The organism is Domibacillus enclensis, assembly GCF_900156125.1.
Lineage (GTDB): Bacteria > Bacillota > Bacilli > Bacillales > Domibacillaceae > Domibacillus > Domibacillus enclensis.
Genome location: NZ_FTLX01000001.1, coordinates 80323 through 95027, shown reverse-complemented (window position 1 = coordinate 95027; position 14705 = coordinate 80323). Strand labels below are relative to the sequence as shown.

The 14705-nt window shown below is 46.8% G+C and carries 11 protein-coding genes; 4 read left to right on the top strand and 7 right to left on the bottom strand.

What is annotated here, in order from left to right; genetic code table 11:
- Nucleotides 1-128 precede the first annotated feature (128 nt).
- The 3 genes from BW952_RS00485 to parE all read right to left on the bottom strand — a co-directional run bounded on the left by BW952_RS00485 (nucleotide 129) and on the right by parE (nucleotide 6073).
- Nucleotides 129-1541, bottom strand: a complete 1413-nt coding sequence (locus BW952_RS00485; protein ID WP_045851125.1) for an alanine/glycine:cation symporter family protein — start codon at nucleotides 1539-1541, stop codon at nucleotides 129-131.
- A 128-nt stretch (nucleotides 1542-1669) separates the two neighbouring features.
- A complete protein-coding gene (parC, locus tag BW952_RS00480) occupies nucleotides 1670-4093 on the bottom strand; it encodes a DNA topoisomerase IV subunit A (RefSeq protein ID WP_045851126.1) in 2424 nt (807 codons plus the stop codon).
- Nucleotides 4094-4096: 3 nt separating this feature from the next.
- The gene (gene parE, locus BW952_RS00475; RefSeq protein WP_045851127.1) at nucleotides 4097-6073 is read right to left on the bottom strand and encodes a DNA topoisomerase IV subunit B; all 1977 of its coding nucleotides are present in this window, start codon (nucleotides 6071-6073) and stop codon (nucleotides 4097-4099) included.
- A gap of 233 nt (nucleotides 6074-6306) precedes the next feature.
- On the opposite strand from parE, the gene plsY reads away from it, so the two are divergent.
- Nucleotides 6307-6909, top strand: a complete 603-nt coding sequence (plsY, locus tag BW952_RS00470; protein WP_076496184.1) for a glycerol-3-phosphate 1-O-acyltransferase PlsY — start codon at nucleotides 6307-6309, stop codon at nucleotides 6907-6909.
- Nucleotides 6910-6922: 13 nt separating this feature from the next.
- Here plsY and BW952_RS00465 read toward each other — a convergent pair whose 3' ends face one another.
- The gene (locus BW952_RS00465; RefSeq protein ID WP_052698464.1) at nucleotides 6923-8449 is read right to left on the bottom strand and encodes a flagellar assembly protein A; all 1527 of its coding nucleotides are present in this window, start codon (nucleotides 8447-8449) and stop codon (nucleotides 6923-6925) included.
- Nucleotides 8450-8467: 18 nt separating this feature from the next.
- Complete coding sequence (locus tag BW952_RS00460) at nucleotides 8468-10462, bottom strand: flagellar assembly protein A (RefSeq protein WP_045851129.1); 1995 nt, start codon at nucleotides 10460-10462, stop codon at nucleotides 8468-8470.
- Between the two features lie 88 nt (nucleotides 10463-10550).
- On the opposite strand from BW952_RS00460, the gene BW952_RS00455 reads away from it, so the two are divergent.
- Nucleotides 10551-10841, top strand: a complete 291-nt coding sequence (locus BW952_RS00455) for a HesB/YadR/YfhF family protein (protein ID WP_045851130.1) — start codon at nucleotides 10551-10553, stop codon at nucleotides 10839-10841.
- Nucleotides 10842-10847: 6 nt separating this feature from the next.
- Here BW952_RS00455 and BW952_RS00450 read toward each other — a convergent pair whose 3' ends face one another.
- Together BW952_RS00450 and BW952_RS00445 are read right to left on the bottom strand one after the other, a co-directional pair.
- Entirely contained in the window at nucleotides 10848-11153 is a 306-nt protein-coding gene (locus BW952_RS00450; RefSeq protein ID WP_045851131.1) for a hypothetical protein, read from the bottom strand.
- Nucleotides 11153-11575, bottom strand: coding sequence for an acyl-CoA thioesterase (locus tag BW952_RS00445; protein ID WP_045851132.1), 423 nt, complete (start codon nucleotides 11573-11575; stop codon nucleotides 11153-11155). Before BW952_RS00445 ends, BW952_RS00450 begins: the two co-directional genes overlap by 1 nt.
- A gap of 119 nt (nucleotides 11576-11694) precedes the next feature.
- Here BW952_RS00445 and BW952_RS00440 point away from each other — a divergent pair, with 119 nt between their 5' ends.
- Together BW952_RS00440 and ggt are read left to right on the top strand one after the other, a co-directional pair.
- Nucleotides 11695-12846 carry a M20 family metallopeptidase gene (locus BW952_RS00440; protein WP_082084625.1) on the top strand — a complete coding sequence of 384 codons (1152 nt, stop codon included), beginning with the start codon at nucleotides 11695-11697 and terminating at the stop codon, nucleotides 12844-12846.
- Nucleotides 12847-12849: 3 nt separating this feature from the next.
- Nucleotides 12850-14529 (top strand): gamma-glutamyltransferase, encoded by a 1680-nt coding sequence (gene ggt, locus BW952_RS00435; protein ID WP_045851133.1) that lies wholly within the window; start codon nucleotides 12850-12852, stop codon nucleotides 14527-14529.
- Nucleotides 14530-14705 lie beyond the last annotated feature (176 nt).

The window sequence follows — 14705 nt, the reverse complement described above, 5'->3', positions numbered from 1 at the left end:
GTTTATATAGTAGACAGAGCCCAACGATTGTATACAATCGTTGGGCTCTTCTGAGAAATGTAAAGATGAACGAGCAACTTGATTGTTCAGATTCAACGGCTGCCCTCATTGTTAGGTCCTGGTCTCTTTTACTCTTCTCGATTTCGTTCCCAGCATTCTACTTCTCCGATTCCATCAATCGAATCGGAATAAAACACGGGCTCTTTGCCTTCTTTTCGCTGCTGACTATAATCAGCCAATACTTTCACAGCGATTTTCGACAGCATCGCAATGGCAATCAGGTTGATGAAGGCCATGATCGCCATAAACAAATCGGCCATGTTCCAGACGAGGCTGATTTTCGCGATTGATCCGAAGAAGACCATGCCCATCACCGCCAGGCGATAAACAAGCAAAGCCGGCTTGGATTCTTTAATGAATTCAATGTTTGTTTCCCCATAATAGTAGTTTCCTACGACCGAGCTGAACGCAAACATAAAAATAGCAACAGCGAGGAAAATAACCGCCCAATCCCCGATATGAACAGATAGCGCCGACTGCGTCAGGTTAATCGATTGTGCATCTGCACGCAGGTACTCACCGCTCAGCAGGATAATAAACGCTGTGGCTGAACAAATGACAATCGTATCAATAAACACACCGAGTGTTTGAATAAGCCCCTGCTTTACAGGATGGCTGACGGCTGCTGTAGCAGCTGCATTCGGCGCCGACCCCATTCCGGCTTCATTCGAGAACAGGCCGCGTTTAATTCCGTTCATTAACGCCGCTCCAAGCGCCCCGCCTGCTGCTTCCTGCAAGCCAAAAGCTGAATTCACGATCAGCATAAACATGGCTGGAATTTCCGTTATGTTCATCGCGAGCACGACAACCGCAAGAAGAACATATACAACCGCCATAACCGGAACGAGAATTTGAGTGACGTGTACGATTCTCTTTAATCCACCAAATACGATAAAGCCCGTTAAGATCGCCAATACAACCGCTGTTACGTAACGAGAAACACCAAAGCCTTCATTCATGGCGATGGCAATCGTATTCGACTGCACCGCGTTAAACACTAAGCCGAATGAAAGCGTAATGGCAACGGCAAACACAATGCCCATCCACCGCTTGTTCAATCCTTTTTCCATGTAATAAGCGGGTCCGCCACGGAATACGTCCCCGTCCTTTACTTTATACACTTGCGCAAGTGTACTTTCGACAAAAGACGAGCCCGCCCCGATGAGTGCAATAATCCACATCCAAAAAACAGCTCCCGGACCGCCAAGTGCGATTGCGGTCGCAACACCTGCAAGGTTCCCTGTTCCAATTCTTGATGCCGCACTAATGGTAAAAGCCTGAAAAGAGGAGATCCCCTTTTTGCCATCAGCAGAAATAGTTGATTTTTCGAAAATGACCCGAAACATTTCCGGGATCATTTTAAACTGAACGAAACCGGTCCTAAATGTAAAAAATAAGCCTAAAACAATGAGCATCGCAATCATAATGTAGGAATACATCCAGTTATTCAGCATTGAAATGAATCCGTCTAATGCAGCCATTTGTTCACTCTCCTTTTTCTATTTTGAATGTTGCCGCTTACAAGGCTCTTACCCTGTCAGAAAACAGCACAAAACCCAATTTATCATAAAAAAAGCTCCGCGTCATATAGAACGCGAAGCTTTTTTTCTTATTCACTCGCTTTTTCAGTGAGGAGTAGCCCTTGAACCGCTCCCTGCTCTTTTTCATCTACTACGAATGAGCCGTTGGAATACCGGTCCACTTTTTTCAACATCGTAATGTCCAGCTTAAGATCTGCGCCTTTTTTCATTCGAATGTAATAGTCACGGTCGTCCGCTGCTAGAGCAGCACCTGCTATTCGATGCGGATTCGCTTTTAATTCACGCAGCATGACAACCCCACGCTTTGCACGCGTCGTTTCTTCAAACTGGTCGAATGAACCGCGCTTGGCGGAACCACGGCTCGTTACAGCGATAAACTGCGCTTTTTCCCCTTGAGAGGAAGCAATAACCGCCACTGTATGGTCGCCGTCTTTTAAGCTGTTTCCCTTCACCCCGGCGGCACGCGGTCCGACAACGGGGACCTCCTCCTCTGGAAAACGAAGGCCGTAGCCGAAGTGAGTCACCATCAGGATTGTGCTGTTCCCTTCTGTTACAGCGGCGGATATCACTTCGTCGTCCCCTTTTACATTCATGGCCATTAATGGCCTTGAATATCGCTGCACGTTGAATTGCGCAAGCTCTGTCCGCTTGATCATCCCGCTTTTTGTGGCCAACAGAACGAACTGAGGCGCGGCAAAGTCCCGAACTGAAAAAGCAGCGACGATGGACTCTTCCTTGAAGCCGTTGACCACACCGGAAGCATGCTGTCCGGCATCCTTCCAGCGGATGTCCGGCAGCTCATGTACAGGCAAGTACAAGTAGCTTCCTTTGTTTGTGAACACAAGCAGAACATCGGTTGTATTCATTTCCTGCTTGAACAGCAAGCCGTCCGATTCCTTCATGGCAGGCAGGCCGCCGGAAGCTGAATACGATCTGAGCCCTGTCCGTTTAATGTAACCTTCACGCGTAACCGAAACGATAACATCCTCGCTCGGAATCATCGCCTTTTGGTCGATTTTTATTTCCTGTATTTCTGCTTCAATGACTGTCCGGCGTTCGGTGGCGTATGTTTTCTTCATGTCCTTCAGCTCACGCTTAATCACAGATTCGAGCTTTTTAGCACTGTCCAAAATAGCCTGCAGCTGCCCAATCAGCTTTTCAAGCTCCGCTGATTCTTTTTCAAGCGCTGTAATATCTGTGTTCGTCAGGCGGTAAAGCTGCAAAGTGACAATCGCTTCCGCCTGCGCCTCTGTAAATTGAAACTGCTCAATAAGCCGGTTTTTCGCATCTTGCTTGTCTTTCGAGGCGCGAATGCAGGCAATAACTTCATCGAGAATCGACAAGGCTTTCATCAGACCCGCAACAATATGATGGCGCGCTTTTGCCCGCTCCAGGTCATAAACAGACCGGTTTGTCACGACTTCCTTTCGATGCTCAATATACGCATCAAGCAAGCGGTGAAGCCCCATAAGAACAGGACGCTTATTATAAATGGCGACCATGTTAAAGTTATAGGCTACCTGCAAATCAGTCGCTTTATACAAGTAATTCAATAGAAGAGCAGCATCGGCATCCTTTTTCAAGTCAATAACGATCCGCAGCCCTGTGCGGTCCGTTTCATCCCGTACTTCTGCAATGCCATCGAGCTTGCGGTCGATCCGTAGCTCGTCCATTTTTTTCACAAGAGATGCTTTATTAATTTCGTATGGAATTTCTGTAATGACGATGCGCTGGCGGCCTCCACGCACGTCTTCAATATCCGCCTGGCCGCGGATCACAATTTTCCCTTTGCCGGTTTTATAGGCTTTTTCAATTCCGTCTACCCCTTGAATGATGCCGCCTGTTGGAAAATCAGGACCGGGCAGCACTGTCATTAATTCCTCGACCGTGCACTCCGGCTTTTCCATTCTCATAATCACGGCGTCAATCACTTCATCAAGACGGTGAGGCGGAATTTCCGTCGCATAACCAGCTGAAATACCTGTTGACCCATTCACGAGCAAGTTTGGAAACCTTGCTGGCAGGACAACAGGCTCATTTGTTGTTTCATCAAAGTTTGGAATAAAATCGACGGTTCTTTTTTCAATATCGGTTAACAGCTCTCCCGCAATCGCAGACAGCCTTGTTTCTGTGTAACGCATAGCGGCAGGCGGATCACCGTCCACTGAGCCATTGTTGCCGTGCATTTCAATAAGCGGCGTCCGCATTTTCCAATCCTGGCTTAAACGTACCATCGCATCATACACAGAGGAATCCCCGTGCGGATGATAGTTACCGATAACATTCCCGACCGTTTTCGCCGCTTTACGAAACGGTTTTTGATGTGTGTTTCCTTCTGTATGCATAGAAAATAAAATGCGGCGCTGAACCGGCTTGAGTCCATCTCGTGCGTCCGGAAGCGCTCGCTCTTGAATAATGTATTTACTGTATCGGCCGAATCGGTCGCCAATGACGTCCTCAAGCGGCAAATCCTGAATATGTTCTTTTACCACTGATTATTCCTCCCTGCTGCCAGCCAACTGCTCGTTCTCTAAAAGCGCCGCTTCTTCTTCAAGACCAAACGCCACATTGGATTCAATCCATTTTCGGCGCGGCTCAACCTTATCACCCATTAACACCGTCACGCGGCGTTCTGCACGAGCGGCATCGTCAATCGTAACACGAATCAGCGTTCTTGTTTCCGGGTTCATGGTCGTTTCCCATAACTGGTCTGCATTCATCTCTCCAAGACCTTTGTAGCGCTGAATAACCGAGCCTTTGCCCATTTTTTTCAACAATGCATCCAGCTCCCGCTCTGTCCAGACATACTCCGCTATTTCTTTTTTTCCTGTTCCTTTTGAGACTTTAAACAGGGGCGGCATCGCGATATATACTTTGCCACTGTCAATAAGCGGCTTCATGTAACGGTAAAAGAACGTCAATAGAAGAACTTGAATATGAGCGCCATCTGTATCCGCGTCTGTCATGATAATGACCTTGTCGTAATTGGCATCATCCACAGCAAAATCAGGCCCTACACCTGCGCCAATTGCATGAATAATCGTGTTGATTTCTTCGTTTTTAAAAATATCCGCAAGCTTCGCTTTTTCCGTATTGATGACCTTCCCCCGAAGCGGCAGCACTGCCTGAAACTTCCGGTCACGGCCTTGTTTCGCTGAGCCGCCGGCTGAGTCACCCTCCACCAGGTATAATTCATTCCGCTCCGGATTGCGCGACTGCGCAGGCGTCAGCTTGCCTGAAAGAATCGATTCGCCTTTTTTTCGTTTTTTGCCGTTCCGTGCGTCCTCCCGTGCTCTCCGTGCTGCTTCCCGTGCCTGGGCTGCTTTCACCGCTTTTTTGATCAGCAGCGCACTTACATCCGGATTCTCTTCCAGAAAATAAAGAAGCTTTTCGGAAATCACCTGATCGACAGCGGAACGAGCCTCGCCTGTTCCAAGCTTTCCCTTTGTCTGGCCTTCGAACTGAAGCAAATGCTCCGGCACACGAACTGAAACGATCGCGGTCAACCCTTCACGGATATCCGTTCCTTCTAAATTCTTATCTTTTTCTTTAATTATGCCGCTTTTCCGGGCATATTCATTGAATGTCCGCGTCATGGCTGCCCGTGCACCGGCTTCGTGTGTGCCGCCGTCTTTCGTCCGGACGTTGTTTACAAAGGACAGGACGTTTTCCGAAAAACCATCGTTAAACTGAAACGCAAACTCAGCTTCAATGTCATTTTGAATGCCTTCAAATGAAGCGACCGGATGAAGAGCGTCCTTTTCTTCATTTAAATATTTCACAAACTCTTCAATACCGTTTTCAAAAAAGTACTCTTCTTTTTGCTCGCGGTCTTTCCGCTTGTCTTCAAGCGTAATTTTCAGCCCTTTCAGCAAAAAAGCGGATTCCCGAAGCCTTTCGCTTAACGTATCAAATTGAAAAACAGTCGTTGAAAAAATCGTTTCATCCGGCTTGAAATGAATCTCGGTACCGGTTGTTTTGGCTTTGCCTTTTTTCTCAAGCGTCGTCACCGGCAGACCGCCTTTTTCAAAGCGCTGCTCATATTGAAAACCGTCGCGCCAAATGGTCACAGTTAACGATTCGGACAGCGCGTTCACGACCGAAGCCCCTACACCGTGCAAGCCGCCGCTTGTTTTATAGCCTCCCTGGCCAAATTTCCCGCCAGCATGAAGGACGGTTAAAATCACTTCCGTTGTCGGCTTTCCGGTCCGGTGCATTCCCGTCGGCATGCCACGCCCGAAGTCCCGAACACTAATTGAATTGTCCTCATGGATCACCACACGGATCTCGCTTCCGTGGCCGCCTAGTGCTTCATCAACTGAATTGTCAACGATTTCATACACTAAATGATGCAGCCCGCGGCCATCCGTTGATCCTATATACATTCCAGGGCGCTTTCGAACGGCTTCTAGACCCTCAAGCACCTGAATGGAGTCATCATTGTACTCTGGCTTTTTCACACTACCCGCCATGAACTTAGTCCCCTCTCTTTCCAACACCCGTACATAAAACGTATGTTCCTAACTATCATATCACAAAAAGCCCTTGCACTCCAATACGTTTACGAATTCCGCTTTAAAGCGTACGTTACTTTTCTAAAAGAATCAATCGAAATTATTTCCCTAAGGGTTTCATCCTCATGGTAAAATGAATGAGAACGTCATGCACAAGATTATACATTAAAAAAAGGGAGTATGAGAACTTGATTCCAGCATTTATTTTAATCATCGCCTATCTTCTAGGCTCAATCCCGTCCGGTCTCATTGCAGGAAAGGTGTTTTTCGGCATCGATATCCGCGAGCATGGCAGCGGCAATTTAGGCGCGACGAACTCGTTTCGCGTGCTTGGCAAAAAAGCAGGCGCTTTTGTCACAGCTGCCGATATTTTAAAAGGAACCGCCGCCGCTTTGATTCCCCTCCTGTTTTTGCCGGAGGTCCATGTCCATCAGCTTTTAGCCGGACTTTTTGCCGTTATCGGACATATGTTTCCTGTGTTCGCCAATTTCAGAGGCGGCAAAGCTGTCGCAACCTCTGCCGGTGTGCTGTTAGCCTATAGCCCGTGGTTTTTTCTCCTGCTGGCAGCGGTCTTCGTTTCGATGATTTTGCTGACGAAATATGTATCCCTTGCCTCTGTCACAGCCGCAGTCGTTGCGTTTACTTATGCGGTTATTCATACGATCTATACAAGTGACTATCCGTTTTTTGCTGTTGTGACCGCACTGGCCTTTTTTGTCATCTACCGCCATCGTGCAAACATTACCAGGCTGCGCAACGGAACCGAGCCTAAAATCGGCTCTGCCAAAAAATAGCGAAGCAGGCTTATCATGTCGATAAGCCTGCTTCTTTTTGAATGGAGCCGTTTTCATTAACAAACAAACAGACAGGTCCTTCTTCGCGAAAAAAGGTGTATTGTTTCTGTCCAAATTGCACCGTCACCTCCGGATAAACCTTTAAAAATTCCACCCGGCCTTCTTCATCAATGCAAAAAGTGGTTTTCACACCGCTTTCCGAACCCGCCTCTTTCACTTTGATCATCGTTTTTGCTTGAACGGATCCGCCTTTTACACAGCCCGACACTTCCACGTGACCTCCTGCTTTAATAGTCGAATTAAATATTCCCTGCCCCGTTATGTAAATATGCTTATTCGAAACAATCTGGCTGTTGACCGCGTATGGAATTGATACAAACAAGTCACCGTCTTCTTCCTCCGCCTGGTAAAAGGAATGAAGGAGCGCCGCCTGGTCAACCGCTTCCTTTAACAGCTCTTTTTGCATACCGAAAGATGATTTCATAATAAAAAGGCGGTATAGTTTATTTGCAAGGTCCGACCATTCTTTTCGAACAGACTGGCCTGTTTTAGACGTTTCATAAGCAAATCGCTTGATCGCTGCCGGCAGCTCCGGGCACGTTTTCTCCATTAATGTCTGGGCTGCTGCGTATTCGTCAACCGCCTGTCCGCGGTTTTTTAATTCTGACAGCAGCGAATCAAGCTTTTGCGAAAATTCAATAATCGACGGCAGACAGCCTGATAGATTGTCTGTTAAAGCTTTCGTGGATTCCACTACTTTTCCCGACGAAATGGTCGAGGAAAACACATTTTGTCCAACAGAAGCGGAACGACCCGCTATAATGATGGCCCCTGTTAACTGACCGAGAACATCAATGTCACCCGCCGCTTCGACCCGCATTGTGTTTTCGACACTGCCCTGCACTTCAATATCGCCCTGAAACCGGACATTCCCGGACGAAAGATCGACATTGCCTGGATGAATAAACCGCTTTGACACATCCAATACGTACTGATGGCCTCTTTTCTCCACTGAAAGCCGTCCTGAAAACGAAGCGAAGTATTGATTCCCTTTTTCATACACACCCGTTCCGCACTGGACGACTGCTTCTTTCACCGGCGCAACGGCGATGGCCTTTCCTGTTACAGTCCGGCCCTCGATTCCCGGCAAGGGGCTGTTTTTCCGGGCAATAAGTGTGCCTTCTTTAATCTCAGGAATCACTTGTATTTCTCTGTAATCGGCCGCGCCGCTCCAGTCTATTTTTGGCGGAATTAGCCCCGCTGTGTAGTCGACGAAAAACGTAAGAGAACCGTTTTTTCCGGGCTTCGGCTCCTGGCCTTTTGCAATTTGAATCGTTACGTCCTCTTGAGAACAAAGCCCCTCTTCGATCGCATTTTGATCTATGCCGAATATCACATTGATGTTTTCAAGCATTTGCTCTACGTCTGCGCCTGTTAGCGAACGACCACCCGGCTGATAGCTCATCTCAACACTCATGCAATCGGCGGAAAGGTCGATTATACAGTTTTCATTTTGTACTGCATTTTCCATCTGCTCCATCGCTTCCTCTGCTCCCTGTTATCGTATAATGAGGTGTCCCTCTTTATTTAGTAGCGCTCTAACCTTATATTCTCGGTGAAAAAAGGAATGGCGGCGACGCCCAATCGCGATGACCGTTCCTTCAAATGCTTCGTCTATTTCAATAACGCCCGTTTCATCCGTTTTAAGTACTGTCTTAACGCCTGTTTCGGAACCTACGGATTTCACTTGAATCCGCTGCTTCGCATAGATTTCTCCGCCTCTAATACAGCCATCTGCAGCTGTGATCGTATGACCTGACCTGACAAAACAATTATACAGTCCAGAGCCTGTTACTTCTACGCTTCCAGCGGAAAAAAGACGCGCTTTTAACGCGTAGGGCAGCTGCAAAATAACTTCTTCCTCTTCTTCAGCCTGATGGGCTTCGAGCAGCTGCTGCGCGGCTTTGATCGTTTCTCTCAAATAATCCACCACGTTTTTGGTTTGAGGCGGCAAGGTTAGAAACAATTTATACAAGCGCATCGCGAGCTTTTCCCACTCTTCATCAAGCAGCGTGTGATAACGTGCTGTTTTTTGAATAAACTGCTTGGTTTCCTCCATCATCGGGGCATTTTTTCTTCCGGCAACGAGTCGGAATACCGCCCACGTCTGCGAAACACTCAATTCTTTCACTTTTTTTTCATTCAGCAAAAAAACAAGTGACTTTTCAAGCTGCATTAAATACTCGGTTATTTCAAGCAAGTTTTGTGAAAACTCTTGGACCATCATGTTCATTTTCCCAGAAGAAATCGTCGAGGAAAAAACATTTCCTTTTAGTTGAATGGAGCGCCCAGCTTGAACCACTGCTCCCGAAACAGTTCCGCCTACGAGCGCGCTTCCTTTACACTCAACCTTCATCAGCTCTTCTACAGACCCTTGAACCACAAGGTCACCGTCAAAATACATATTTCCGCTTTTCAAATCCACATTCCCGTGATGCTCGTATTGTTTGAGCAAATGAATTTTCACTGTATGGCCACGCCTTTCTACATATGGCCTTCCTGCCATTAACGCAGTGATTTCATTTTCGCCTACCATTTCCACACCTTTGCCGATCCGAACGATTACTTTTTTCACAGGCTTTGGAAGAATCGGCTCGCCTTTAATCGTTTTCCCGGGTGTGCCGGGTAAAGGCGGGCTCGTTTTAGCAATAACCGTGCCTTCTTCAACTGAAGGAATAAAGCCTGACTCACGATAATCCACTTTTCCATCCGGCTGCTCCTTCAGCTGCGATTGAAAGGATCGATTTACCTCGACGAAAAATTCAATCGCGCCATCTACTCCTTCAACAGCCCGCTGCCCTTCTGCAACGGTAAAGGTACCCGGTTCAAGCGTTTGAACCGCTTTTTTTATGTCACTTTCCCGTATGCCGGCTGTTATCATTTTTTCGGTTAATGCTTCCCTCACAGCTTGTTCGGTCAGTGAATTATTCACTGTGGCTGTTTCCTTTATCTCCAGCTTTAAATGCCGCTGCGGGGACGTATCCAGCAGCTGCATGGTCACTTTTTTCTCTGGCTGTACGTACAGAGAAGCTGACATTCCATCTTCTGCTTCTGTCAGCCTCCACGTAAAGGGCCGAATCGTCTCATGCGGTTTAATGGCAATCGAGTCTTCTTTTTTCACTTGCTTTTTGCCGGTTAAAAGCACCCCATTCACGTAAATGGACGCCTTTGGGTGAGGCGCAATCCATGGTTTGTTCTGTTCTGTAGACGAAACGACTGCCTGACCGCTTTTGATCCAAATACAAGCTTCCGTTTCCTGAACAGGAGAATCGGTTTTAATCGGGGTGTTTGATTGGTTGGAGTCTGGAAGAGGGACTAGTTCTTTTTTCGTCACCTGGACAACGGCTTCCACCTTGCGAAGGCCCCAAAAACGGCTTCCTCCATTTTCAACAATGACAATGCTCACTTCATCAGGTTCTGCTTTCATGAGTGTCAGTGCCTTATGTATCGCTTCTTGAACAGTCTCGCCCTTCATTACAATGGTCTGCTCCATTCGAATTCCCCCCTTTCATAAAAAAGCCTTTACTTTGAGTCCGTACATTTTCCATGCTACACTTATGAAAAAGAATGGAGGACTAAACATGAATATAACTGTGACGACAGATGCGAAGAAATGGTTTAAAGAAGAAATGCAAGTGAAAAGCGGAGAAGCAGTCCGTTTTTATGTCCGTTATGGCGGATCAAGTCCTCTTCATGACGGCTTTTCACTCGGTGTGGCAAAAGACGAACCAGCAGAACCGGCTGTATCCATTGTTGAGGACGGCATTACGTTTTTTGTAGAAGAAAAAGATATCTGGTACTTTGATGGACATGATCTTCAAGTAAACTACAATGAGTCTTTGCAGGAACCACACTATGATTACATAAAATAAATTATTCTATTCAAGGCGGAATCGATCCAAATGGTGAAGGAGCTGCTCTTTTTTTAAAATAAAAAGCTGTTTTTCTCCCAGTAAATCAAAATGCGGCCGGGATGGATTGCGTAAATCAATCCATTCCGGCTTTAATCCGTATTGCGCTCCCCACTCTGCCAGCTTCTCCAAATCGATACAGCCTGCTTTTGTGACCGTACGGCATTGCGGAAACCGGTCATCCAGCCAATAATGAGTTAAAAACGCGATTTCACCCTGTTCCATTTCACGCTTCCACTTTTCCAGATCCTCCCGTTTCAGTCCAAACGCCATTACAGCGCCTGCTTTTCTTTTTCATACACCGCATGCCATTCCGGAAACTCCTTTTTAAACTTGACGAGCCGGAACGTTTCCTTGTCAACGACTGTATGAACGCTGGACCCAGTCACACAAACATCGCCTGCTTCATTCACAATTTCATAGGCGTACGTTGTCCGAATGCCGGTATGTGCTTGAATCCAGGTGCGGATGACCGCTATTTCCCCATAGCGGAAGGGACGCTTATACGACAGCTGAATATCTGTCACGGGCGACACAAACCCCGCTTTTTCCATATCTGCATAATGAAAGCCTAAATCTTTAATTAAGCCTGTCCGGCCAATTTCAAACCAGACGACGTACTGGCCGTGATACACAACCTGCATCGCATCTGTTTCGGCATAGCGGATCTCTACTTGCGTTTCGGAAATAAACAAAATCAAAACTCCTTTTACTTTATCCAATTTCTATTTCTATTTTACCATGTTTTCTTCGCACGTTTATGAATTTCGATTTTAAGGGTACAGTAAGTGGATGATTAAAAGGGGGAATACGCTTGATTACCTATTTAAAAAAAGAAAAAAACGATATGATCGAGCTTTTGGAGCTGCTGGTGAATACAGACAGCAACTCTTACGACAAGAAAGGCGTGGACAAAATCGGCGCCATCCTTCAAAGCAAATTTGAAGAGCTTGGAATGAATGTGTCGCTGCATCGAGAAAAAGAATACGGCAACCATTTAAGTATCACATCCGCTCACGCCAAACATCCGGAAATCTTAATTATTGCCCACATGGATACCGTGTTTCCCGATGGCGAATCGGAGAACCGCCCGTTTGAAATTATCGGCGATAAAATGTATGGTCCCGGTGTAAATGATGAAAAAGCAAGCCATGTACAGGTTTTCTATGCGATGAAAGCCTTAAAGGAAAGTGGCTCATCCGCTTTTCACAACGTGCAGATTTTATTTAACAGTGACGAAGAAATCGGTTCTCCTTCTTCCAAGTCCATTATTAAAGAAGCCGCTGAAGGGAAAAAATACAGCCTGGTCGTTGAATGCGGACGTCCGAACGAAGGAGTTGTCACGTCGCGCAAAGGAGTCGGGCGCTTTACGATGAGTGTGTCGGGGAAAAGTGCTCATGCAGGTGTAGAGCCGGAGATCGGCCGCAGTGCTATTGAAGAAATTGCCCATAAAATTATTAAGCTGCAGCAGCTGAATGATCATAAAAATGGCCTTTCCGTAAATGTGGGCTTAATCGAAGGCGGCACCTCTGCCAATACGGTTTCACCAGAAGCGAAAGCAGTCATTGATGTGCGTGTGAAAAGCAAGGAGCAGGCGGATGACGTCGTTAAGGATATTTATCATATTGCGGAAGAGGATGACGTCCATGGGACGGATACGGAAGTAAATGGACGCATCGCCCGCCCTCCTATGGAAGAAACCGAGGAATCCAAAGCGCTTTTAAAGGAAGTAAAAGAAACAGGAAAACAGGTGGGACTGGACATTCACGGGGAATCAACGGGTGGTGCCTCAGACGCCTCCTTTACAGCAGCGGAAGGTATTCCGACCATTGATGGCATGGGCCCTATCGGTGAATTTTCTCACAGTGAGACCGATGAGTATACGGTCATCGATTCACTTGTTGAGCGTACAGCCCTACTTGCCAAAACAATTGAACGGTTATCACATAAACAGACGGAGGAATAAACGATGACAATGGACGAAATTTGGAACAACCAACAGGATGATTCACACAGCCAGCGGGCACGCGGCTTTAAAGGCATGACAGCAAGTGCTACAGAGGAATCATCCAGCATCGGCAAGGAGATCTTAGCGCAGGGCGGAAATGCAATGGATGCGCTTGTCGCCATGCAATTTGGGCTGGCCGTGTCCGAACCTTTTAACACAGGTCTGGCTGCGAGTGGATTCATCCTTTATTACGATGCGAAAAAGAAGAAAACATTTGTAGTTAACGGTCATTCCATCGCACCTCAAAAAGCCCATAAAAACGTGTTTGTTGATGAACACCAAGATGTCATTCCTTTTTTAGAGCGTTCAACTCCAGGAACTGCCGTTGCGGTACCCGGCATTTTAAAAGGAATGGAAACAGCCTTGAATGAATTCGGCACGATGAAGTGGAAAGAAGTAATGGAGCCGGCCGTCAAGCTTTCCGAGCAAGGGGTTCGCGTGAATATCACATGGAATACAGGTCTTGAGCGCTTTAGTGACCGGCTGGGCGAGGAAGCAAAAAAATTCTTTTACCCGGATGGTGTTCCTCTAACAGAAGGCGAAGTCGTCGTAAATGAGAATTTGACAAAAACTCTCCAATTGCTGCAGGAAAAAGGCGCAGATGCTTTTTATAAAGGCGAAATTGCTGAGGAAATCATTAAAACGGTCCAGTCCTTTGACGGCTTTATGGTAAAAGAGGACCTGGCATCGTACGAAGCAACCGTTTCAGAAGCAATCAGCGGAACATATAAAGACTATACTGTAGCAGTTCCTGCTCCACCGAACGGCGGCGGCTTCTCCCTTCTTTACATGCTGAAGCTGCTGGAAAAAGCGGACATTGGCCAGTACGATCTTCACTCGTGGGAAAAGTATTATTTGTTTGCCGAAGTGATGCGGATCATGACAGCTGATAAGCTGGCTTACATGGGCGACCCGGCTTTTTATGATATTCCTTTGGACGGTCTATTAACCGAGCAATACATCGAAGAGCGGGCAAAACTGATTAATTTTGATTTTAGAAATGAAGACATTACAGAAGGAAACCCGTGGCAGTACGATGACAAGCAGCCACATCATAAAAACGCTGGCACGACGGATCCCGGTCCTGATACTACTCACTTTATTGCCATTGATATGTCGGGAAATATTGCAGCCTGTACCTCTTCGCTGGAGCATTTTTTCGGTTCAGGCATTATGGTACCCGGCTATGGTTTCTTATTAAACAATGATATGACGGATTTTGATCCGGATCCGGCTGGCATTAACTCTGTTGAACCCGGCAAATACCCGGTCAGCATGAAAACACCAACGATTGTGTTTAAAAACGGCGAACCGGTTTTAACACTCGGATCTCCCGGTGGCCCAACGATTCCACCGTCTGTTATGCAAACGATGATCCACATTTTGGAATACGGAATGGACGTAAAGGATGCGATTGAGGAACCGCGCATTTACAACGGAACCGGGCCGCTCATATGGCACGAGGAAGGCATTCCGGATGCAGCCAAGCAAAAGCTTGAAAGCATGAACTTTCAATTCGATTCTATCGCTCTTTCTATCGGCAATGTGCAAGCCATTTTACTGAATCCCGAAACAAACGAAAAAATGGGCGGCAGCGACTCCTCCCGCCCTGGCATTCCTGTTTCTGAAGAAGAAAATTAATACAAAAAGGACTCTTTCATGGCGAAAGAGTCCTTTTTTGATGCTGTTTAAAAAAAGAGTGTTCAATGAAAGCCCTGTGACTCCTTCTCTTTTTCAATGCTAATGTGCTTGCGCGAACACAGTCCGGGCGGCTTCTGCAGGACTTCGCGTTCCTGGGGGCGGGCGGTGAGCTAACT